Consider the following 23,506-nt stretch of genomic DNA (forward strand, 5'->3'; position numbering starts at 1 on the left):
ATGGCGCGTATTATTGTTGAAGAACCGAAGACACTAACAATTGGGTATATGGATGGCGTGGATCATCCAGTACTCGATCGCTTAAGCCACTTTCCACCACTTGACCTTGCTTCATCACCATGATCCGATGGGCTAATAAGCGGGCCACTGCTAAATCATGGGTGACAATCACCACCGCTAGCTGCAGTTCGGTGACTAAGTTGCGAATTAAATCGAGCAAGCGGGCTTGCACCGAAACATCTAAGCCGCCGGTGGGTTCATCCATAAACACTAATTTAGGATGGGTCACTAAGTTACGGGCTATTTGCAGCCGTTGCTGCATGCCGCCAGAAAACGTTAGCGGTTGGTCGTCAATACGGCTGGGATCGATCTCTACTGCTTTGAGCCAGCAAATGGCTTTCTCGCGGATCTGTGCATAGTTACGCCAGCCGACCTCCATTAGACGCTCACCAATGTTTCCGCCTGCGGAGACTCGTGGCCGCAAGCCATCCATAGGGTGTTGGTGCACAATGCCAAAATTGGCGCGGATTAAACGCCGGCGTTCGGCTTCGCTAATATGATATAAGCTGGCCCACTGTTGGGTATTGTTGCGATAATTGACCTGACCACTTTGGGGCGTTAAACGACCCGACAGGCTCTTGAGTAGGGTCGTTTTACCGGAGCCTGATTCGCCGACAATCGCTAATACTTCGCCCGGATACAGTTCTAAATCGAGCGCCTCAAAGCCCTTCTCTGGGGCGTAGAGCATGCTTAAGTTATGAGCGGTGAGTAATGGGCTGACTTCGCTCTGAAGCGAGTTTTGTGGGGCTGTTGGTGCCGATTGAGGCTGCCAATGTTGCTCCAACTGGCTGGCTAATTTATTCATCTTGGGCTCCTTCGCTAGCCGCTTGTTGTTTTTGGCAGAAGTCGGTGTCGGAGCAAATAAATACTCGCTGGCCTTGGTCATCAACCAATACTTCGTCTAGAAAGGTATTGCTATTCCCACAGATGCTGCAGGGTTGCTCCCAATGTTGAATGGAAAAGGGATGATCTTCGAAGTCGAGGCTACGCACTTTGGTGTAGGGTGGAATGCAGTAAATACGTTTTTCTCGCCCGGCCCCAAAAATCATTAACGCTGGCGACAGATTGAGTTTTGGGTTATCAAACTTAGGGATCGGTGAGGGATCCATTAAGTAGCGGTCATGGACCATGACCGGGTAAGCGTAGCTGGTGGCTATGTAGCCATAGTTCACAATATCTTCGTAGAGCTTGACTTGCATTGACCCGTATTCTTCGAGAGCGTGCATTTTTTTGGTTTCGGTTTCGCGCGGTTCGATAAACCGCAAGGGTTCGGGGATCGGCACCTGAAACACCAAAATTTGTGCATTACTGAGGGTTTGTTCGGGAATGCGATGCCGGGTTTGGATTACGCTGGCTTGCTCGGTTTGTTCGGTGGTGGTTATGCCACACACCTTGGCAAAAAACTGCCGGATTGAAACCGCGTTAGTGGTGTCATCGGCGCCTTGGTCAATCACCTTGAGCACATCTGTCTGGCCCAAAATTGATGCACTAAGCATGATTCCTCCGGTTCCCCAACCATAGGGCATCGGCATTTCTCGGCCACCAAAAGGTACTTGATAACCGGGGATAGCAACTCCTTTGAGGATGGCTCGGCGGATCATCCGTTTGGTTTGTTCGTCTAAATAGGCAAAGTTATATTGCTGGTCATCGTCAGTGATAGCCGCGGTGTGTTGACTAAAGCGGGTCATACTGGCTCTCCTGTTGCTGGCGCATTTTACGTAACAATTCTAATTCAGACTGAAAATCGACGTAGTGAGGTAGTTTTAAATGAGAGACAAAGCCTGCCGCTTCCACGTTGTCGGCGTGGGCCAGTACAAACTCTTCATCTTGCGCCGGACTGGTCACTGGTTCGTCATAGCGTTGTGCTTGCAGGGCGCGGTCAAGTAAGGCGACAGCCATGGCTTTGCGTTCACTAAAACCAAAAGCTAAGCCGTAGCCGCGAGTGAAATGAGGACCTTGCGCCTGCTCAGCCACAAAGCCATTGATCATCTCGCATTCGGTCAGGACGATACTGCCAATATCAATGTTAAACCCTAGCTCTTCTGGACAGATCTGCAGATTTACCTCACCGCTGCGAATTTCTCCGGCAAACGGGTGGTTACGGCCGTATCCTCGTTGGGTCGAGTAGGCCAGTGATAATAAGAAGCCCTCATCACCGCGGCTCAATTGTTGTAGGCGCGCAGCACGAGAACAGGGATAGCTTATCGCTTGTTGGCTGAGGTCGGCGGGCTCTTCTCCGCGGTCGACTTCTGGTATTGCCAGACCTTGTTGTTCCAGTAAGGCAAATACTCGGCTAAAGTTTTGAGCTTCTGCTGGGGGGGAGTCTTGCTGTAAATTCTGCTGCTCAGCAGTTTTTGGTGCGGGCTTATCGGTGCCTGACTCGGGGGGGCTCGGCGGGTGTCCTTCGGCGAGCAGACTAAAGTCGAGTAGGCGATGACTATAGTCATAGCTTGGTCCGAGTTGCTGCCCGCCGGGCAGATCTTTATAGCTGGCTGAGATCCGCCGCTGAACCCGCATTTGGTCAGTATCTAAGGGCTCACATATCGCTAATGAGGGAAGGGTGGTTCGGTAGGCGCGTAGCAGGAAGATGGCTTCAATTTGATCGCCGCTGGCTTGCTTAATCGCCAGCGCGGCCAGCTCTGGATCAAACACCCCTCCTTCGGTCATGACTCGCTCGACCGCTAGACTCAATTGTTGGCTGATTTGGGCGACGCTTAGCTCGGCAACGTCCGTATGACCTCGGCGACGTTGCGCTTGTAGCCGATGTGCTGCGGCAATGGCTTTTTCGCCTCCTTTTACTGCGACATACATTAGATACGCTCCAGTTGGGTAGTGCGGCTGATAGCCAGCAAGGATTGTTGATGACAGAAGACAAACTCCAAGCCGAGTGGGTAGTGGTGGCTGGGTTTGGATAGGTAGTCAAGCAGGCTTGCTCCAAGCTCGCCAAACTGTCGGATGATGGGGTGCTGAATGCCCGGTCCACTTAAGCGAAAGCGTGGACCGCTGTCTAAATCTTCAGTTTGCACCAGCAGCATTGCACTGTGCTCCGGACTCATGTCACTGCCGGCTTTGCACTGCATCAGATCAATGGTTTGGGTGCTGTTGATGACCACAAAATCGGCTTGCTGGAGAGTCGTTCTTTGAACACCGTTATGAAACGCCAAGTTTGCCACCGCGTGTGCTAAGTCAGTCGGTTTGGCTAATTCGGGACTGAGGTATAGGCCAGTATGTTGATCACACAGGCTCATAATGACTTGGCTGGCGGCAGGATTTAGTGGCGCAAAACCGCGGTGTTTATCAAGCGAGCCCCGGCTACCCGGTTCACTGAAAGCTTTAAGGATTTGCCGAAAACAGTGTTGAGCATGGTGGACGGGTTGCGCAAAACCAGTTTCTATTTGCAGCATTAGTCTTCTCCCCGAACGACAGTGAAAAAATCGACCTTCGATTGAGCCGCTTGTTCGGCGACTTGTTGCCTCGCCAACTGTTGTAGCTCTGCGAGAGGTTGAATAATCGCTTCTTGTAATACCGGTGCGGTGGATGCTTGCTGTAACAGTGCATCGATTAGCGCCGATAGCAGCGCATGTTGTTTCGCGCGTCCCCGTAAGTAGCTATAACCGGTGGTGCCATCGACTAAACGCACCGCTGCCCGAGTAATGGTGGTCTCTGCCAAATTGAAACGCTCGCCATTGCCTCCCACTCGACCTTGAATCTTTGCCAAGCCAATTTCGGGTTGTCGGATCACTTCACAGGGCGGGTCTAGTTTGAGTTTTCTCCAGCGTTGTTCTAGCTCGGAAAAGGGGGCGTTAGCGAGTATTGCCATCCAGTGTTGGCGAGCAGTTTGTTGTGGGGAAGGCGTGGTGTGACTCATGATGCATGCTCCAAGCTGAGTTCAACTAACTCGGCTCTAATGTGGGAAATTGAAAACTCGAAGGGTTGCTGTTGTTGGTCGATATTGACGGTTTGTAAGCGGAGTAGCGGTTTACTGGGATCAATTTGTAGGCAGGCGCAGTCTTCATTATTAGGAAGTTGCGCGCCAATCACCGTGTGTTTACGGCGTAAATTGATGGCGCAGTGCTGGGCCAAAAAGTGATGTAATGAACCCTGTTGGTAGCGGCCGAGTTGGCTTTCGTGTTCACCCAAACGCAGGTGATGAAATACGATACTGATTGGGATCTGGTCGATAAAGCGCAAGGTTTTGAGTTGAATTATCGGGCTGGCTAGCGCAATCTCTAAATTATTTGCCACCTGTTGGTTAGCGTTACTACGGATGCAACTAAGCAGCCGACTATTGGGCTTTGCTCCGGCATTGAGCAGGTTATCGGTGAATTTTGCCCCCGAATGCAGCGGATAACGCACTGGCTGACTGAGTACCAGCACGCCTTTGCCCTGTTGGCGCAGCAACCAACCTTTTAGCACCAATTGGTCAATGGCGCGGCGCAGTGTATGCCGATTGACTTGATAGCGTTCCGCTAAGCGTTGCTCGGGGGGAAGGTATTGGCCTGCCTGATAAGCACTGCTAATTTCTTTTTCGAGGCTGAGAGCAATTTCTTGATAGCGCGGCATGAGCAGACTCGACTAAATAAACAGTTTACGGATCCGTTGGGAAACAAAATCCAACAGGCTTACTGTGACCACGATGATCAGCATTACCGCGCAGGTTTGAGGAAACATAAAGCCACGAATGCTCTCCCATAAGATCACACCGATGCCGCCCGCACCCACCATGCCCACGACTGTGGCCGATCGCACATTAGACTCGAAGCGATACAAGGAGAAGGAGATCCATAGTGGGAGCACTTGTGGGATCACGCCATAAACAATTTCTTCGAGTTTATTGGCACCAGTGGCGCGCACCCCTTCTACTTGGCCTGGATCAATCGCTTCAACGGCTTCCGAGAACAGCTTGGCTAACACGCCGGTGGTGTGAATGAATAATGCCATTACGCCAGCAAAGGGGCCCAAGCCCACAGTCACCACAAACAACATGGCAAAAACCATTTCGTTAATCGCTCGGGCGGCATCCATTAGCCGACGCATGGCTAGACAAACCGATGTTGGGACCATGTTTTCGGCGCACATTAAACCGAAGGGCACTGCTAAAATGATTGAGAACAGGGTGCCCCAAATGGCGATATGTAGGGTAATCAGCATTTCTTCGAGGTAGTAGCTGAGGTCACTAAAATCGGGCGGAAAGAAGTCACTGGCTAGCTCGGCCATATTGCCCGCGTCGTTATATAGCTTCATTGGTGCAATTTCAGCACCTTGCCAGCTCCAGCTGAGGCCTGCCAGCAGTAGGGCCCAAATTGACAAGGTAAGCCAAGACGGGCGCGCGGATTGATCGGTGAGCATCGCATTGAGTTTCATAAGCTTTCTCAAGATGTCTAGATAAGTTGCTGAAAGAGAAGCTGAGCCGAAGCTCAGCTTACAAGAGCCTATTGCGCCATTGCGGTAATCGCGTTTTGCTGGCGACTTAAATCGGCGAGTTGGGCGTCGATCACCGATAGTTCGGCGGATTTTTCAGCTTTTGACAATTTGCTGTCATGCTCAAGCTTGAGGCGGTTTTTGAACAACACCAATTGGCGGATGGGTAATAGTTGCAAGTCGCTAGAGGCTTTGAAAGGAGCCCACTGTAATGATCTGAGTACCGCGAGTTGTTTAGCATCACCCGATTTGCCGTAGTTCATGAAGAAGCTGTAAACTTTATCTTTAACGCTTTCGGGAAGGTTTTTTCGCCAAACGATGGGGTCTGATGGGATCAGTGGTGATTTCCAAATCACTTTTAATTGGGCAAACTTGTCGGGAGCGGTGACCTTCAAGCGGTCCATGTTTTCGGTATTTCCGGTGGCAACGTCAACTTGTTTTGCGGCGGCAGCTAAAGCGTTGGCTTCGTGGCCCGAATTCATGCTGCGTTTAAAATCTGCGACCGAAATGTTGTGTTCGGCAAAGACGTAGTAGGAGGGGACTAAGAAGCCAGAGGTGGAATTGGGATCGCCGTTGCCGAAGGTGAGTTCACTACGATGAGCAATCACATCTTCTAAGTTATTCAAGGGGCTGTCTTTATGAGTGACTAAGACACTCCAGTAACCAGGGTTGCCGGTCACGTCGACGGTTTGCGCAAAAATTTCACCACCGGCACGGTCTACCGCTTCCATGGCTGATTTATTGCCGTACCAGGCTACGTCGACTTTATCAAACCGCATACCTTGAATGATACCAGCGTAATCAGGCGCAAAAAATGCCTTTATTTTATAGCCAGTTTGTTGCTCCATGGCCTCTAGAAACGGGGTCCATGTAGTTTTTAAATTTTGCTGAGATTCGGTAGAAATGATCCCAAAATTGATAGTGTCCTGCGCTTTGTCAGCCGCTGACACGAGGGGGGAACCGAACGTTGCTGCGAGCATTGCGCTTGCAAAGGCGGTCTGCTTAATAAACTGTAACATGCCATCTATCTCCTTCATTTATGGATTAGGCCATCTGTGGCCATGGTTGTGGTACTGCGAGATCTTGTGCTTCGGTATTGCTGGGATCCAAGCTTGAGCCATACAAGGCTGCCAAGCTGGCTTCTGTTAAATTTTGGCTTGGGCCGTCGTAAAAAATTTCGCCACGTTTTAAGGCGACAACTCTCGGGCAATAGCGTTTGGCGTAGTCAACCTGGTGTAAGGTCACCACCACCGCGATGCCTTCCTGTTGGTTAATATCGGTGAGGATTTCCATCACGATTCGTGATGATTCTGGGTCTAATGAGGCGATGGGCTCATCGGCCAAAATAATCTTGGCTTGCTGCATCAAGGCGCGGGCAATTGCCACTCGCTGTTGCTGACCACCAGAAAGCGTCGAAACACGTTGTTGGGCAAACTGCTCCAGACCGACACGTTTTAGCGCGACTAAAGCCTGTTGCTTTTGTGACGTGGTAAAACGCCCGCTGAGGCTGCGCCAAAGTGGGGTCGCACTAAGCGCTCCAATTAATACGTTGTGTAATACACTTAGGCGAGAGACCAGATTAAACTGCTGAAAGATGTAACCAGTTTGGCTACGGCTTTGCCGTACGGTTTTACAAAATTTACCATTCCGTTGCACTGGGGTGCCTAGAACTTCGATGTAACCCTGACTATTTTTATCGCTGGTGATTAAGCCATTGAGGTGACGTAGTAATGTCGATTTCCCTGAGCCAGAGGGACCAAGCAGGGCGACCATTTCACCTTGCTCAACACTCAGGTTAATATTTTGCAAAGCATGATTCGTCGCAAAGTGCTTATGGAGCTGTTTTACGGCGATGACTTGTTTGCTCATGACACAATCTCGTAGTTGGTTTGAGCATAATTTAATCAAAAAATGTGACAGTTAGCTTATCTAGACATGTCACTTGGGTGACGTATTTATGGCAATTGAGTGACTAAAAAAACATCAATGCGTTGCGAAGGTGGCGATAGCCGTCTTGTAAAGAGTAGGGGGACATGCTTTGTAAACAAAGTGTGGCGGGAATGGCGGAAATCTAAAACCGATCCCATCAATGGATGCCTGAGATGTCAATGATTGCGCGGTGTTTGCCGCGAGCTGAAGGCCAATGCCAGAGCGGTCATCAAGCTGAATCCCCGCTTTCGTTCAGCAACCAATATCCTCATTCTAATGTGTGACATCGCTTTGCTGGGGGGAGGCCGCGGCTTTTCAAACTAAGCCCTTGCACCGCAAGCCCAAAATGAAATCAAACCGAAAATACTAAGCCTGGGCCTATCGCTTTGCTGGCCCCTATTGACGCTACTGAGTTGCAACAGAGTATTGTGGAGGCGGAGGCTAAATACCTTCGGTTACTCGATTATACGGAGATTTGCTGTTGTCCAATCTGTTGCGCAAAACCACCCACCATCACTTTAGAGATATCTAATTGCTGGCGCTCGATTGAAGCCGTAATGATTGAAACACAGTTCATGACTCTACCTTGTTCAAAAGTAAAGTGATCGCTATGTTCATCGCGAAGATGTTTGGTTAAGTAACAGGCTAATGCACCACTAGCACTGCCCGTGGCGGATTCTTCTGGTATCCCAAATAAAGGCGCAAAATTACGACAACTCGCCGTTAGTTTGCTTGCTTTTTCGCACAGTTCAAAAGCATGCAGACCAACGAGATCATATTTTTTACAGAACTCACTGAGTAAATGTTGATTGACCTGAATTCTATCTAGATATCCCAATGGCACAGGAACGATAAGATCGTGTAAGCCGGTTGAAACGACCTCGATGGGTAGTTGAGTTGTTTCTAGAATGTTTACGTCAATTCCAATCAACTCTGAGACCTCCTGATAAGCAAATTCCTCGCGATATTCAGGTAGCTTCTGCTCCATCACTATATGACCATTCGATTCTATTGTCACCGTGAGTAAGCCTGCTTTTGTCCTCTGAACATATTGCCCCTCAGTGATGACTCCTTTTTGATGCATGATTGAGAATGCAGCTAAAGTTGCGTGTCCACAGAAATCAACTTCACCCGTTATAGTGAAAAAAGACAATTCAAAGTCGACTTCGTCATCTTGAGAAACAAAGGCCGTTTCTGAATAGCCAACGGCTTGCGCTATTTCTAGCTTTTCTTGATTCGACAGTTTATCGGCGTGCAATACTACGCCGGCAGGATTTCCTCCGCGTCCATTGGCCGTAAAGGCGTTAACCAAAAAAGCTTCAACATTCATAACTATTTGTGTCTCCGTATAAGATCTTACCCGTCATCTGTTTTTTTTGCGCAGTGCTGTTTTGCAGTCAAGTGGCAAAACGCAGCGCAGCAAAAAGGGATCGATTGATAAACTATTGTACGCCCGGTATGGCATGAAGAAATGAGCGGAAAGTCCTTTTTAGGACGTTCACCGCTTGCTCTCAGTTTGAGAATTAAACGCTAAGGAGTCTTGAATGGCAAGGGCATTCTCTTCATCTGTGGATATTTCGGCGGGCGGCATTTCTTATAAATATCGAGCCCAAATGCTGCGCTATTGCGTCAGGTTTGAGATTAAAACGCATTAAAAATTGAAACAAATTCTTTAATTATTATTTTCATGCTTAAGGAGTACTTTGAATCGCGCGAATAACTGCCTGATGAGGCTATTCCCGTATTACAACTAGGCTGTTTTTCAGCTCTTCGTTGCTGAATACCTTCACTCTGCATTATAGGTGTCTCAGCAAGATAGCCCCTAAATTGATTGCTAAGTACTATGAAGGTGGATGAATCGTGGCCACAAGGCATTGCAATCATATTGCATCTCATGGTTGGCGAGCCGCTTTGGTGTTTTTCTTTATTGGTGAAAACCTCGTAAAGATAGTGAATCATGATACAAGCTTTCAACGCTCTAACAAACCTTGGGCAGGTATGCACTAGTGGCTACCTGCCCAGCTCATTTTGAATACAGCTAATCGCGGTCTTAGGCGCTTAGACTCTGCGCGGTGAGTACATGTTGCTCGATGGCCACCGCAACACCATCGTTTAAATTGCTGGGCGCGATGTAGTCGGCAATGGCTTTGATATCGTCATCGGCATTGCCCATGGCAACGGCTAATCCGGCAAATTGCAGCATGTGACGATCGTTATCAGCGTCTCCGGCGCACATGACTTGCTTCGCATCTAGATCGAGTAGTGTTGCGAGATGAGCCACCCCGACCCCTTTGTTACTGTCTCGGTGTAAAAACTCAAGAAAATGTGGGGCGCTACGAACCACAGTGTATTGCTGACGTAATTCGGAAGGCAAATTTGCAATGGCTTGGTCTAGAACCGTTTGCTCTGCCACAAACATGATCTTGGTTAAGGCTTCGTCATCGATTAAGTCTGCAAAGTCGACCTGGTTCACTTCGATACCATTAATTGACGATTCAAGATTGGTCCATGGATTGTGCTGTGGGGTGATTAATCCTTGGCGAGTAGAGAAAGCATGCATGAATACACCGAGTTTTTGAGCAATCGCGGTGAGCGCTTTTGCATCACTCCCTGTTAATGATGTGGTGTGCAGAACCTCACCATTGCCTACTCTCTGAACTAAAGAACCGTTGTATGAAATCACAAAGTCTTCGTTGCTGGTTAAGCCAAGTTGCTCTAAGTAGGGCTGGATCCCTGCTAGAGGACGTCCAGAGGCTAAAACAACTTTAGCGCCTGCTTGTTTGGCAGCTTGAATCGCCTGATAAGTACGTGGGGTGATTTTTTTCTCGTCATTGAGAAGCGTGCCATCCATATCTAGGGCGATAAGTTTAATCATATTTCGGCAGACCTTTAGTGAGTGTAATCGACAGACAGCTTGCATAGCTAAGGGCTAATACTGTCTAGGAGGGGGCAATTCTACACAAAATGGTGGATGATGTCTTAGTTTGTATTGCCTCTAGATGAGGGGGCGGTGGCTGTAGTCAAATGTTTATATTCAAATGATATTTAGTTAAATAGCCGCCCGTGCGAGGACTTGAACTCAGGGTTTTAAGTCCTCGCGTAGGCAGAGCTCGACCAAGTGATGACTTTATTCCGCAGCCTGCATCAGCTGCTGTAAGCTTTGTATTTTGGCATAACGGTCGCCTAGGGCTGCCATCGCCACTTGGTGGACCATGTTTGCGGGTAAGCTTTGCCCATCTGCAGCACTTAAGGCTCGGGAGGCACAGGCATCGGCACAAATAAAGTTACTGTAGCCGAGTTCTAGCGCGGCAATGGTTGTAGCCGTGACGCACATATGGCTCATCAAGCCCGCGATAATCAGTTGGTTACGTCCGTTTTGCTTTAGCTGTGCTTGTAGTTCTGTGTGATAAAAACTATTGGGTAGGCTTTTGATGATCACGGTTTCGCCCGCGAGCGGACGCAGCGAGTGGATCACCGCCGCTTGTTCACTTAGGGGGTTAAAGACTGCTGCATTGACGGTGGCGTGATGCAGTACATGAAAGATCGGCATTGCCTGTTGCCGCGCATAATTGAGTAACTTGGTCGCTTGAGAAATCGCCGCTTGTCCAGCACCGCCTAGCGCTAACTTACCGGTGATATATTCCTGTTGAAAATCGATGAGCAGCAACGCGCTTTGTGAACGATCAAATGGCGTGGGTGTCGCACCTGCGATGGAGAGTAGAGTGGTCGGTTTTGGCATGCGAATCTCTTTAGTGATGGGTGAGTAGGGCTTTAGCTTAAGCGAAGTAGGTTGAGAGGTAAGCGAGCAATTCTGCTCAAGGCCTATGCAAAATTAATCGTTGACTTGAAGCAGGGTCTAGCATGAGCGTATTTATCGAATGTTAAGTGGAGGGGAGTCAGGTTGCGCAAGCAAGATAGGCTTTAAAGCATTTCTAGTGGGCGGTGGGCTTGCAATTGCGCTCGATTGCTTTGTACACTTGGCTTGAACCTCAAAAGGGTATGGCGTAAGCATACTTGCAGCCCTTAATTTTGTAGGCTTTCCAAGTTGATGAACTCGAGTACCGCATACTCAAGTCGTGGCGGTAGAATAAATATGAATGGAATGAACTGGGACGATTTACGATTCTTCACGGCTTTGGTTGAATGTGGCACCGCGACGGCGGCTGCGAAGCGTTTGCAGGTGAATTATGCGACGGTGTCGCGGCGTATTGAACGCCTTGAAGATGCCTTGCAGCAGCGTCTGTTTGAGCGTCGTCAAGAGGGATTTATTGCAACCGTAGAAGGCCAATTACTTTATCAAAAAAGTTGCCAGATCCGTGACGACATCGACAGCCTAGCGCCGCACTTTGGTGTGGCAGCCCAGCAGCAAAAGAGCATTGTTTTATCGATGGTGCCCGCTCTAGCCGAATACCTTGTTCTGCCTCACTTAAGCCAGTTACAGGGTCAATTTCCAGATTTAAAACTGGAAATTGAGTTATCCAATCGTAATGTGAGCATTCCTAAAAAAGAGGCTGACATTGCGCTGCGTTTAAGCCTTCCTGAGAGTGGCGATTATCTCTGTAAGAAGATTGGAATGCTGAATTATTGTTTATGCGGTAACGCTCAATGGTTGGATAAACTGAAACAAGCCGAACCGGTGAATGTTATTAGTTATGGCCCAAGTTTAAGCCATTTACCTGAGGCGGAATATTTGTTGAGACGCTTTGGTGTCGCGGCGATCAGATTGCAGACTAATTCGCTTACCAGCCAGCGTATCGCGGCCGAACATGGTTATGGTATTGCTTTATTACCCAGCTGTTGTCTAGTTGGCAGCAATTTATTGCAGCTTCCTTTGTCTGAGCCCTTGCAGCGTGAGGTATGGATGCTTACTTCTCGGCAAAGCAGCCAAATGAGAGCCACTCGCAGGATCATCCGTGAATTAGAAAGCATGTTTGGCTCGTTTCCCTCGTGAGACGTCCTTGGATTTATTTTAAACCCTAGACGAGATGAGAATCTTGTCGTATTAAGTTATTCTGTGATGGCAAGGAGCTAGTATGTTTGAAAGTTACGGTGTGATTAATATATGGACTTATGTTGCAGGGCTGGTGTTTATTATTTTGGCTCCAGGTCCAAATTCTTTGTACGTGTTAAAAACCGGAGCGAGTTACGGGATTGCCTGTGGATATAGAGCCGCTGCAGGAGTCTTACTGGGCGATGCAATTCTAATCCTACTCTCCTATCTTGGGGTTGCTTCTTTGGTGCAAACCTCTCCGGTTTTGTTTACTGCGATCCGTTATTTAGGGGCTGCATACTTGCTGTATCTTGGCGTAACGTTGATCTACAGTAATTGGTTCGCGCCTAAAGAACGGCTCTCTTCAGCTAAACCCAAAACAGAAAAAGTTTTTCGGAAATCGCTCAGCTTGAGTTTAACCAACCCCAAAGCGTTACTGTTTTATGTGTCGTTTTTTATCCAGTTTATTGACTATAGCTACCATAGCACTTGGATTTCCTATTCCATATTAGCAAGCATTTTGGAGTTGTGTAGTTTAACTTATTTGAGTTTGTTGATTGTATTAGGCTGTCGCTTGACTCAGTATTTTCGCAATAATCAAGGCTTAGCTAAAATGGGGAATAGCGTGTTAGGGCTATTTTTCATGGGATTTGCGGCGAGGTTAGCTAGCTTACATTAAAGCGGGCTGGTTTAAGGAGCACTGCGTCGAAGTATTCATACGATATGTCTGTTTGACTGGCGACGGGCAAATGACCAAGCAGCATATGATGGATATTCATTTAGCATCGCGCTGAGAAATCACGTGACGAGCTTTTGCATTGCCGCGAGCAGTGATAGAGATAAGGTATATACTCAGGCTGAATTGCATGGAATACAAGGACTTATATTATGAAAAAAGTGGCGGTGATACTCTCGGGCTGTGGAGTTTTTGATGGCGCAGAGTTGGGTGAATCGATACTAACGTTGTTACACATTACCAAGGCGGGAGCCAGTTATCAGTGCTTCGCACCGGATGTGATGCAACGACATACTATTAATCACCTCACGGGTGAAGAGCAACAGCAAACTCGCAATGTATTGCTTGAATCGGCGAGAGTGGCTCGCGGTGATGTGAAGGCGGTTACTGAGTTAGTGGCCGAAGACTTTGACGCACTTATTATCCCTGGTGGTTTTGGGGCGGCCAAAAATTTATCTGACTTTGCTGTAAATGGTGCCGAGGCAAGTGTACAAGGAGATGTGCTTAAGGCTTGTAAAGCCTTTGCCGAAGCCAATAAACCTGCTGCTTATATGTGTATTGCTCCAGTGATGATCCCATTGGTCTATGGTCCGGGGGCTCAATTTACCATCGGCAATGACACCGATACAATTGCAGTTATTAGCGCGCTTGGTGGCGAGCATATTGAATGTGCGGTGGCTGATATAGTGGTTGATCACTCGCGCAAGTTGGTGAGTACACCGGCCTATATGTTGGCTCAAAATCTTGTCGAAGCCGAGCTTGGGATTGCCAAACTGGTGAATCAAGTATTAGCGATGAGCTAAATCGACCTTGGTGCTTGGTGGCTATGCTTGGCCTACGAGAGAGTACAGGCAGAGGGATCACGCCTTGTGACATAGCTTGAGTGTGCAAGCGTTGTTTTTGTCTTATCAGCCAAAGCCAACAATGATTAATTGGCTGCGCGCTAGGTGTTGAGTCACCGAGCCCAAGTGATGCTTGTTTCGAAAAACCAAAGAACCAGGATGATTACAACTGCTTGGCCTAAAGCTGAAGGATGTTTAGCGTTCTTTTTTGCTGAGCTAGACCAAGTGAGCTGGTTTTTTGCTTGAGGAATTGTTGCTTGCGCCATTCTTCTCTAGTAAGTTGTCGAGTTCCTCGCCAGGCATCGGGTGATAAAAATAAAAGCCTTGGTACACATCGCAGCCATGACTGTGTAAGAACGCCAGTTGTGATTCGGTTTCCACGCCTTCTGCCACGGTACTTAAGTCTAGGTTGTTGGCCAAGTTGATAATGGTCGAGCAGATTTGTCCATCTTCAACGGTGCTGGCGCATTCGTCGACAAAGGAACGATCAATTTTGAGTACATCAATGGGCAGTCGTTTCAGGTAGTTGAGCGAAGAATAACCAGTGCCAAAATCGTCGACAGAAATTTGAATGTTCAGTTTTTTCAAAGCCGACATTACTTCGATACAACGTTCTATATCGGTGAGAAGTACCCCCTCGGTGATTTCAAATTCTAAGGCAGAACCATCGAGGCCATGTTGTTGAAGGGCATGGCTGGCATACGCTTCTAAGCGGCCAGAGACCAAATGTCTACCTGATATATTCACCGATACCGGCACTGTTGCGAAGCCAGCAGTGCGCCAAGCTTGTAGTTGCTGGCATACCTTGGCGATGGCAAATTCACCGAGGGTGATCACGAGCTCTGAATCCTCAGCCAATGGGATAAATTCGCTAGGTGAGATTTGACCTTCTTGCGGATGAGACCAGCGCATTAGTGCCTCTAAGCCCACGATTTGCTTATCAGCGGTGACCTTTGGTTGATAAACGATGCGAAATTGTTCTCCAGCCTTCAGACCTTTTTTCATCTCTTGTTCATAATCGAAATTACGGGCGGTTTTACTCGCCATCTCGGCCTCAAAGACTTGGTAGTTGTCGCGGCCTCGTTGTTTGGCGTAGTACATGGCGATGTCGGCATGTTGGATGAGTTGTTCTGCGCTGGTGGTTGTTAAATTGGCCTGTGCGATACCAATGCTGGTGGCAATGTTAATCACCCGTCCATCTAACTTCACTGGTTGACGCATTAAGCTAAGAATGGCGTTGGCTTTAGTGTGTGCCAATTCCATGGTGACGGAATCGGTGAATAAGACCACAAATTCATCTCCCCCCCAGCGGGCAATGACATCAGAGGTGCGGGTGACATCAATCAGACGTTTTGCAACTTCACAGAGTAATTGGTCGCCAGCTTTGTGGCCGAGGGTATCGTTAATTTTTTTAAAGCGGTCCAGATCCATGAAAAATAGTACCACCTGGCTTGGCTGGTGCTCGTGGCGCTGAGCGGCTTGAACCAGTGACTCCATTAAATAGGTCCGATTATATAAGCCGGTGAGAGGATCGCTATAGGCCAGTTGACGTAGCTTGTCTTGCAACTTGAGTTGCCGAGTGACATCGCGAATATGTAGCGTAAATTCATTCTCGGTATTGCTATTAAAGTTGGCTCCAGTGATGGATATTTCTGCTGGAAACTCATGATCTGAGTTGCGGGTTAAAGTAAGCGAATTTCGACGATGGCGTAGCAAGCCCTGTGAGCTTGAGAAGCGATGGGCTAAGCTTTTTCTTACTTCGTCTTGATTCTTTGGTAGCACGAATAAATTGATGAAGTTTTTATGCACGACTTGTGGTTTTAAAAAGCCAAAGGTCCTTTCGGCTGCGGGATTAAACTCGATGATTTTGCCACTTAGATCAACCGTCACGATACTGTCCATAGAGGAGTCGAGGATGGCGCTCTTGCGTTTTTCACTGGCTTTAAAACTGTTAATGGCGTCATCACGCTTGTTGATTTCGGCGCTGACTCGCTCAATCACTCGATTGTATTGATTGGCAATTTGCCCCACCTCGGTAAAAGGTTCAACGGGGACTGGCGTGGAAAACATACCTTGCTGCTGCTGTCGTTCCATAGAATTGAGTAGGTCGATTAGCTCGGTAGAGGCGCGGTGTTCAGAGACGTTCATGCCTTGCAATTCATCTTTAGCCGAAACTCGTAGTGGTAGAAAACGATTGACTAACAGCAGTAGTATAAAACTAAGTCCTAAGCTGTAGACTCCAATGCTGATCACGCCAACGAGTTGCGCGAACAGTTGCTGTGAGCGGCTGAGTTCGGTGCCTATCAGTTGTAAGTCCCCGAATAGCGCAACCGCTAAGGTTCCCCAAATACCGGCAAATAAATGCGCGGGAACAACCCCTAGCGCATCGTCGATTTTCATTTTTTCTAGCCAAATTGTGCCGAAATATAAAATCAAGCCAGCAACAATCCCGATCAACATCGCCGACTTGCTAGACATCACATGACAACCGGCTGTAATCGATACTAAGCCAGCAATTACGCCATTCATAATAAAGCCTACATCGAAGAAGCGTTGAGCGCGATAATGGCATAGCGAACTGACTAAGCCGCCGCCTACGGCAGCTAAACAGGTATTTAGAATGATTTTGGGGACATGTTCGTTCATTATCAAAGTGCTACCGCCATTGAAACCAAACCAGCCAAGCCACAGTAGTAAGGTGCCCAGAACCGACATCGGCAGGTTATTTCCAACAGGCATTGTTTGATTAGAATCGAAGCGGCCGAGGCGTGGGCCAATGATAATAATGGCTGCGAGTGCAACGTAGCCGCCTACTGAATGCACCACAGTGGAGCCTGCAAAGTCGACAAATCCAATTTGTTCTAGCCAACCTTGGTTTCCGGCTATATAGGCCGAAGACCAAGCCCAATGTCCGGCGATGGGATAGATCACCGCGCTGAGTACCACCGAAATAGATAAGTAGCCAATAAAAGACATTCGTTCGGCCACCGCACCGGAGAGTAGCGTTGCGGCGGTACCACAGAACATGGTTTGAAAAAGAAAGAAACTGATTTGGTAGGGGCTTTGGGTGTCGCCAAAGAAAAACTCACTACTGCCGAGTAGGCCATAGCTAGTGTCGCCAAACATCAGTGCAAAGCCGAAGATCCAGTAAATTAGGGAGGCGATGATGAAATCAGCAATGTTTTTGGCGGCGACGTTAATGCTGTTTTTACTGCGGATTTTTCCTGTCTCTAAACATAAAAAACCAGCTTGCATGATAAAGACTAAGAACGAGGCGATTAATAACCAAGAATATTCCATTGTTTCTCCCTGTTACTCCTTGGCCAGCACAATTCCTTTTTGAAGATAGAGTGACCTTTAAGTCAAACTGCTGCAGAGTATGTCAACTACTTACAAGTGATCACTTGATTGATTAATATCCTAATCTCTCAATAAAATTATTGAGACGCTTAGACTGATTTAATGCATGATTCGCAGCGTGTTATCCTTGGCTCTCTCACGCCGTTTTGTGGCGAGCTGATAACACAACCAACAAGCCGAAAACTATATTAGTCATGTCTAAACATGAAGCAATGAGTATCATAGTTCGTCTTCTTAAGGCAAGAGTAATCTCGGTTTAACTTGCTTAACTATCTGTAATTTATAGCTGTTTATCTTTGATTTCTGGCGAATATTGTAGCAGATCAAATGCTGGGAAATTTGATTTGTATCAGCAGTTTCAGCGTGCTTGTAGCAATAAGTATGTTTTTATCTTGAACCCGAATCGACGGTAAAACAATTGCTTATCTAGGGGGTTTAGATTGACAGTTTGTTGCGTAATTTGCTGAGCAGTAGGTTTTTGAGTTGTTTGGTTTTAGGTTTATTGTTCAGCGTCCATGGCACCGGCCGACATTGTTCCATGGTTTTAAAACCCAGACGAGCCGTGAGTAGCCCGGCGCCAATGCCTTGAGCGGCTTTGCTGGATAACTTGGCGGTGAGTTCTGCACCCAATAGGTCGCTACCGAGGTCGGTGATGACTTCACTGGTTGCCGCGTAAATCATGTTTACAAATACCGATTTGATGAGTTTGATGCGGCTAAAATAGCCAAGTTCTACACCGTAAATTTTTGCGACAGCTTCAATCATTTTGATGTTTCGCCAAAAAATAATCAACATGTCGACCATTGCCAGTGGACTAATGGCCACCAATACCGCGGCTTCACCAGACCATTGGCTAATCGCTTGTTTAGCGCGGTCATCGAGTGGTTTTAATACCGTTTCACTATATAGGCTGACAACCTCGGCATCACTGTGGTTTTCATTTAGCCAGTTTTGCCAAGTGAGGTACTCTTGGCTGTCGTTTAAGCCCTGTAGTTTTGCCAGTTTTTCACAGTAAAGCTGGGCGTTGCCACGGCCTTGCCCCTGCAGTAGCAGTTCCCCTTGTTGGTGTTGTTTTTGGTATTTTTTAAGTCGTCTTAAATTTGCCAGTTCTTTGATGAACAATGATAGCAGTGCAAGCACAATGGTGCCGCTGATTGCTGAATAGATCCCTGCTCGGATCGGAGAGCTTTGCCACAGTTCGAATAAACTTAATGTTAGTTCGCCGATGCCCATTGCCAAGGCGGCACCCACCCCATATTTTAGCCAACCATTGCTCTTTTTACTCTGTAGTTCCAATTTTATGGGCTCCAGATCTGGGGCTTCCTGCCATTGTTGTTGGTTGTCGATAACTTGTTTTGCTGCCAGTTGCTCATTACTGTCTTGCTTGGCTAAAGGGTCTAGTATTTTGGCCTGGGACTCGGCATCGAGCACCTGTCGGGGTTTGATTGACGGATTCATCGAAACTTGTCTCCTAATAGAAATTCAATGGCTTGGTCGAGTCGAATATGCGGCAGTGCCGTGTAAGGTGAACAGGCCGGAGGTTGAAAGGGACTAAACTCAAATCCTTGGTTTTGCCAAAACTGTTGTTTCGGTAAACGGTTGGGGACTTCACCGGGAAATAGCATGGTAGTTTTTTGAGTCGTTTGATCGCTTTGTAAGATCCCTTTAATTGCCGCAATGTTGACACCATTGAGCTTGGCAGTACCAGCCTGAGTCGCTTTAATTGAGGCTAAGGCCATCGTTTCGGTGTCGATCCCCTCAAATTTAACATGGCGTTTCCCGTCGGCAACTACTTCGCTAAGCAAGCTCACTAAACGAGTATGTTGCTCTGGTGTGACATGGTCTGCCTTGCTGGCAGCAAACAACAGTTTGTCGATCTTCGGTGAAAATAAGCGGCGTAACAGGCTTGATTGGCCGTAATTAAAACTGTGCAGTATTTGATTAATGGCTAACTGCATGTCGCAGAAGCTATCGTGACCGTTGTTAAGTGGGCTGAGACAATCCACCAATACAATTTGCCGATCAAACTTAATAAAATGCTGTTGGTAGAACCGTTTCACCACATGTTCTTTGTAGTACTCAAAGCGTTCCGTTAGTAAAGCCAAGTTACTGTTTTTAACTTGCACCTTTGTACTCGCTAAATCAGGCTGAATGGGGAAAAAAGCTAAGACTGGCGCGCCCGCGAGCTCGGCGGGCAATACGAAACGGCCGGGTTGAATGTGGTGCATCCCCAATTGGCTTTTGCAGTCATGTAAATATTGGGTATAGGCCGCAGCGATATCTGCGACTTGTGTTTCGTTAGCTGTGGCGTTTACATCTAAGTGGGCCGCCTGTTGTTGCCAGTGCTCGGCGAGCTTAGCCTTACGTGAGTCTTGTAAGCCTGTATTTATATGTTCGCACCACTGCTGATAGTTCATATTGAGCAGTGGTAAATCAAGTAGCCACTCGCCGGGATAGTCGACAATGTCTAGTGTTAGATTGGCGGTGTGACTCAATTTTCGCCAAATGACGGATTGCGGTTTATAGCGTAATTTTAGACGAATTTCACTCACGCCATGAGTTGGTTTGGGCCAGCTCGGGGGTTGGCTTTGCAGCGCAGCTAAGCCACCTTGATAGTCGAAACTTGCTAAGTGGAGATGTGGCTGAGGGCTGCGTTTTGCGCCTAAAAAACCATGTTCACGAGCCAGTTTCCATAGTGGCAGTTGATGATTTTCTGCCCCTAATAATAATTGGTTTACCAAAGAAGTAATAAATGCTGTTTTACCGGCACCACTGAGGCCCGTGACGGCAAGTCGTAAGTGTTTATCCATACTGAGCTTGGCTAAGTCGTCGGCTTTGGTTTTGATGTTCGATAATCGAGAATGATTCATAAATTTAGTGGCAACCGTTCATGGGCGAATATTCGGCTTAGCTTATTTGTCAGGTTTATGCCTAAAGCGTTTACTTGAACAACAGCAGTGAAGCTTAATCGACTAAGCCAATACATCCCAAGTGCTTCTGTTAACCAAAGTACGAGAGATTGTTTTTTAGTCAAGGGATCTCGCAAAACACACTCAACTTATTCAATATATCGGGGCATATGCGGCTTTTTCAAGTTGTCGCTTGAAGCCACGCCCATTGGCTAAACCATGTGACTGTGATTCAATCTAGCAAAAGTTGGTGCAGAGATGGATTAAATTTTGTTCATGTTGTGGCGGATAAGCGCCACATTTTGCAAGCTTAGTGTGCTGATGGGCTGGCTTTGACTTTGACCAACAGGATGGGGATTGCCAGTGCAGTTAAACTCGCCATAATCAAGAATATGCCACTTCCTAAGGGAGCGTATAAGGCGCTGCATAAGAAAATTAGCAACGCGGTCCCCATATTTAAGGCTATCGCCGAATATAGTGCCTGTAAGGGGATCGCTTGTTCTTTGGGGGCTTCACTCCCGATGTATTTAATTGCTGCTAGTTGAGTTAAGGCAAAGGTTAATGCATGCATCGTTTGCGATAACATCATCATCGGTAGTAATTCTGCGCTGCCCAATAAGCCCCAACGGATAACGCCGCCTATTGCAGCAAATAACAACATGCTTCTTGCATCCCAACGGCGAAACCAGCGGCTACCAAAGATGAGAATGCTCATTTCAAAAATGACACCAATCGACCAGAGGTAACCGATGGTTGATTCTGAATAATCAATGCTTTTCCAATATAGCGTTCCATAGGCATAGTAGGCGGCATGGGAGCTTTGAATCAAAGTGGTCACAGCGATAAATCGTAAGGCATGTTTTTGTTTCAATACGGGCCATAAACGCCCTGCATGGGGGTTGCTACTGGTTGCTGGTTCTAACAGTTTTTCGGCAGGAGATAATAGTGAGATCCCCCACAGCACCAACAGTGAGCCTGCGGTGGCATATAAAATTAAGGAATGAGAAAAATAACCAAGTGCGTTGCCGATGATGGTGGACGAGATAACAAAAGCAATGGAACCGAATACGCGAACCCGACCATAGTCAAGCTTGAGCTGATTGACCCATTTGGTTGCGGCTGCATCTCCAAGCGGGATTAAGGTAGCAATGAAAAAGTTAGCGGCCAAGGTGAGTATTGTGAGCCAAATATAGCCCTTTAAATAAAACAGGCAAGTGACCACTAAAATGCTGGCAAAGCTGATCCAACGGATCCCTGGTAGTAGGTGATTAGCCGATTTTATGCGTGGCATCAGTACCACGTTGCCAACAAAGCGGGCGACCATGCTAAATCCAATCAACAGCCCAATTTCACTAGGGTTTAAGCCTTCACCTTCTAACCATAAGGCCCAGAATGGTAAAAAGATCCCCCATACGAAAAATAAACCTGAAAAATATAAACTTATCCAAGTTGCTGCTTTTGGATTTCTCACTTTTACCAAACCTTATACTGCTTAATGGCAGCATTATAGCGCCAATTTTTGAATAACATAGCCGCTTGTTCAATGGGAATCAGCGAGTGAATATATGGTTGTTTCCAAATCCTGATGTCTTTAGATTTTTCATCTATAATTTATTGAACTACATTGCTTTGTAACTGATATTTTGTTGAAGGGCGATTTATTTATCTGGCTTGTGCTTGAAATATAGTTTTGAAATTTTTAATTTGAAGATTTAAATCGCATCCATCAGCAAATAATTTGTATTTGGAATAGCGATGAATGCGCGCTTATGAGCCCTGTATTCAACAGGTCAATTTGAGAGCAATTTTGTTGGTAACATATCCCTGCGAACCGTTACTTACAGACTGGTATGGTGATCCTCTGACACCGCCTGTGATAAATCTTCGCCGATTCTCATTGTGAAATTTTGGGATGGCTATTAATACAGCACTGGGGATATTTACGTTTATCATGAGCCTGAAGTTGTATCATAATAGTCGCTTAATTCAATCCTTATGGCCGCTGTTTTCGTCGAGACTTACGCCTGCCGAGGTTTGCTTAAAATAGGGAAGTAAAGTGTGACGAAACAACCATAGCCAATCACCCAAAAGCCAACCGCGATGGAAATGACATACCGATAATCACTTAAAAAGTACCCCAAAAAGACGCGAGTCACAAAGCATAGAATGATTGCGATCAATCCGAACGTCATGATTCTTCCAACCTCAATTTTTCTACCCGTATGGCCTAAAGAAACACGCGAAATCATGGATAGGATCATGGTGGCCATCGCGCCAACGGTTAAGGTGTGGATCGCTTGGGAATGATTTACCATGGTAGACACTTCTGATAAACCGTAGATGAATAAGCCGAGCGCAATGCACCAGTAACTGATGTGTAAACTCCAAACTAATGGCGTTTTGATGGTTACCCATATTTTCCAGCGAAATACCCGCACTGCATGTGCAGCGCTGGCGATAAAAAATATTGAAGCGCTCAATGTCGAAGGGAGTTTGATAAATGGTAGGCTGCTGATTAAGGCTAACAAGGTGCTGCCAATAACCACTTTTTCTAAGTAAGCAATTGGCTCCACGCGCGCTGTTTGGGTGCCGTTTGCAGTGAACATAGGGAATACGCGTCCGCCCATAATGCTCATCACTAAGGTGACTAATAACACCATCAGCGTGCTGGAATTATCGATGAATGGCTCAAGTGGTGTGATGACTTTGCTATGCATGCTGATATTGGCAATGCTCATCAGCAATAATATGGGGATAAATATCAAATTACGCCACAATCTAGCTTTTATAATTGGGTAAGCCAGTGCAGCTGTGGCTAACGGTAAAAAAGCAATATCAAGCAGTGCAATCAGCCAATGTGGTACACTATTTGGCAGCAAAAATAACCCCCTGGCAATCATCCAAACCGCAACTAAAAGTAGCAATCCGGTGCTATTTAAACTGCGTATTTTGGTCCAGGTTTGAACCGCCGTTAATAAAAAACCAATAATAATTGCAGCCACAAAACCGAATAGCATTTCATGCATATGCCACCATAAGGGACCGCCATAAACATGTAATGTCACATCGCCAGTGAAGAATCCGTTCCATAGCAGTAAACTGAGGATACTGAACAGGGAGGCGAGGAGGAAAAATGGGCGAAACGCAAGTTCTAAAAACGCCCCTGTTTGTGCTTGCCTTGGCTTGTTATTTTTGGGATCTGAAATCATGATCATCGTTAGGCTCTCAATTGAAGATCGATTGGGTATATGATTAGTGA

Annotated in this window: 20 protein-coding genes; 3 read left to right on the forward strand and 17 right to left on the reverse strand. The window is 47.0% G+C overall.

The features are described 5' to 3' along the window. Window positions 1-10: 10 nt before the first annotated feature. From phnK to ACRRSW_RS06945, 12 genes are all read right to left on the reverse strand, one after another. On the reverse strand, window positions 11-865 hold the full coding sequence (gene phnK / locus ACRRSW_RS06890) for a phosphonate C-P lyase system protein PhnK (RefSeq protein ID WP_432458964.1): 855 nt from the start codon (window positions 863-865) through the stop codon (window positions 11-13). Then, window positions 858-1,748, reverse strand: a complete 891-nt coding sequence (locus ACRRSW_RS06895; RefSeq protein WP_432453942.1) for an alpha-D-ribose 1-methylphosphonate 5-phosphate C-P-lyase PhnJ — start codon at window positions 1,746-1,748, stop codon at window positions 858-860. Before ACRRSW_RS06895 ends, phnK begins: the two co-directional genes overlap by 8 nt. Further along, window positions 1,735-2,871, reverse strand: coding sequence for a carbon-phosphorus lyase complex subunit PhnI (locus ACRRSW_RS06900; protein WP_432458965.1), 1,137 nt, complete (start codon window positions 2,869-2,871; stop codon window positions 1,735-1,737). The genes ACRRSW_RS06895 and ACRRSW_RS06900 overlap by 14 nt, the downstream gene beginning before the upstream one ends. Then, entirely contained in the window at window positions 2,871-3,464 is a 594-nt protein-coding gene (gene phnH, locus ACRRSW_RS06905) for a phosphonate C-P lyase system protein PhnH (RefSeq protein WP_432458966.1), read from the reverse strand. Before phnH ends, ACRRSW_RS06900 begins: the two co-directional genes overlap by 1 nt. Further along, on the reverse strand, window positions 3,464-3,928 hold the full coding sequence (phnG, locus tag ACRRSW_RS06910; RefSeq protein ID WP_432458967.1) for a phosphonate C-P lyase system protein PhnG: 465 nt from the start codon (window positions 3,926-3,928) through the stop codon (window positions 3,464-3,466). The genes phnH and phnG overlap by 1 nt, the downstream gene beginning before the upstream one ends. Further along, window positions 3,925-4,623, reverse strand: a complete 699-nt coding sequence (gene phnF / locus ACRRSW_RS06915) for a phosphonate metabolism transcriptional regulator PhnF (protein ID WP_432458968.1) — start codon at window positions 4,621-4,623, stop codon at window positions 3,925-3,927. The genes phnG and phnF overlap by 4 nt, the downstream gene beginning before the upstream one ends. A gap of 12 nt (window positions 4,624-4,635) precedes the next feature. Beyond that, complete coding sequence (gene phnE / locus ACRRSW_RS06920; protein ID WP_432458969.1) at window positions 4,636-5,424, reverse strand: phosphonate ABC transporter, permease protein PhnE; 789 nt, start codon at window positions 5,422-5,424, stop codon at window positions 4,636-4,638. A 68-nt stretch (window positions 5,425-5,492) separates the two neighbouring features. Next, window positions 5,493-6,500 (reverse strand): phosphonate ABC transporter substrate-binding protein, encoded by a 1,008-nt coding sequence (gene phnD / locus ACRRSW_RS06925; RefSeq protein ID WP_432458970.1) that lies wholly within the window; start codon window positions 6,498-6,500, stop codon window positions 5,493-5,495. A gap of 25 nt (window positions 6,501-6,525) precedes the next feature. Further along, window positions 6,526-7,350, reverse strand: a complete 825-nt coding sequence (phnC, locus tag ACRRSW_RS06930; RefSeq protein ID WP_432458971.1) for a phosphonate ABC transporter ATP-binding protein — start codon at window positions 7,348-7,350, stop codon at window positions 6,526-6,528. Window positions 7,351-7,873: 523 nt separating this feature from the next. After that, window positions 7,874-8,740: a PhzF family phenazine biosynthesis protein gene (locus tag ACRRSW_RS06935; protein ID WP_432458972.1), complete on the reverse strand. Its 867-nt coding sequence runs from the start codon at window positions 8,738-8,740 to the stop codon at window positions 7,874-7,876. Window positions 8,741-9,460: 720 nt separating this feature from the next. After that, complete coding sequence (gene yidA / locus ACRRSW_RS06940) at window positions 9,461-10,285, reverse strand: sugar-phosphatase (RefSeq protein WP_432453933.1); 825 nt, start codon at window positions 10,283-10,285, stop codon at window positions 9,461-9,463. A 252-nt stretch (window positions 10,286-10,537) separates the two neighbouring features. Then, entirely contained in the window at window positions 10,538-11,149 is a 612-nt protein-coding gene (locus tag ACRRSW_RS06945) for a cysteine hydrolase family protein (protein WP_432458973.1), read from the reverse strand. 354 nt (window positions 11,150-11,503) lie between these two features. Between ACRRSW_RS06945 and ACRRSW_RS06950 the strand changes: the two genes are divergently transcribed. The 3 genes from ACRRSW_RS06950 to elbB all read left to right on the forward strand — a co-directional run bounded on the left by ACRRSW_RS06950 (window position 11,504) and on the right by elbB (window position 13,939). Next, the gene (locus tag ACRRSW_RS06950; protein WP_432453931.1) at window positions 11,504-12,361 is read left to right on the forward strand and encodes a LysR family transcriptional regulator; all 858 of its coding nucleotides are present in this window, start codon (window positions 11,504-11,506) and stop codon (window positions 12,359-12,361) included. Between the two features lie 82 nt (window positions 12,362-12,443). Continuing rightward, complete coding sequence (gene leuE / locus ACRRSW_RS06955) at window positions 12,444-13,079, forward strand: leucine efflux protein LeuE (protein WP_432453930.1); 636 nt, start codon at window positions 12,444-12,446, stop codon at window positions 13,077-13,079. A 209-nt stretch (window positions 13,080-13,288) separates the two neighbouring features. Next, window positions 13,289-13,939, forward strand: a complete 651-nt coding sequence (elbB, locus tag ACRRSW_RS06960) for an isoprenoid biosynthesis glyoxalase ElbB (RefSeq protein WP_432458974.1) — start codon at window positions 13,289-13,291, stop codon at window positions 13,937-13,939. 255 nt (window positions 13,940-14,194) lie between these two features. On the opposite strand, the gene amt is transcribed toward elbB, so the two are convergent. From amt to ACRRSW_RS06985, 5 genes are all read right to left on the reverse strand, one after another. After that, on the reverse strand, window positions 14,195-17,278 hold the full coding sequence (gene amt, locus ACRRSW_RS06965) for an ammonium transporter (protein ID WP_432458975.1): 3,084 nt from the start codon (window positions 17,276-17,278) through the stop codon (window positions 14,195-14,197). Between the two features lie 495 nt (window positions 17,279-17,773). Then, window positions 17,774-18,796, reverse strand: coding sequence for a YcjF family protein (locus tag ACRRSW_RS06970; RefSeq protein WP_432458976.1), 1,023 nt, complete (start codon window positions 18,794-18,796; stop codon window positions 17,774-17,776). Then, entirely contained in the window at window positions 18,793-20,208 is a 1,416-nt protein-coding gene (locus ACRRSW_RS06975) for a YcjX family protein (protein ID WP_432458977.1), read from the reverse strand. Before ACRRSW_RS06975 ends, ACRRSW_RS06970 begins: the two co-directional genes overlap by 4 nt. 349 nt (window positions 20,209-20,557) lie before the next feature. Next, complete coding sequence (locus ACRRSW_RS06980; RefSeq protein ID WP_432453925.1) at window positions 20,558-21,718, reverse strand: 3-phenylpropionate MFS transporter; 1,161 nt, start codon at window positions 21,716-21,718, stop codon at window positions 20,558-20,560. 547 nt (window positions 21,719-22,265) lie between these two features. Further along, complete coding sequence (locus ACRRSW_RS06985) at window positions 22,266-23,462, reverse strand: NnrS family protein (RefSeq protein ID WP_432458978.1); 1,197 nt, start codon at window positions 23,460-23,462, stop codon at window positions 22,266-22,268. Window positions 23,463-23,506 lie beyond the last annotated feature (44 nt).

It is taken from the genome of Agarivorans sp. QJM3NY_25 (genome assembly GCF_050870875.2).
In the GTDB taxonomy this organism is placed as follows: domain Bacteria; phylum Pseudomonadota; class Gammaproteobacteria; order Enterobacterales; family Celerinatantimonadaceae; genus Agarivorans.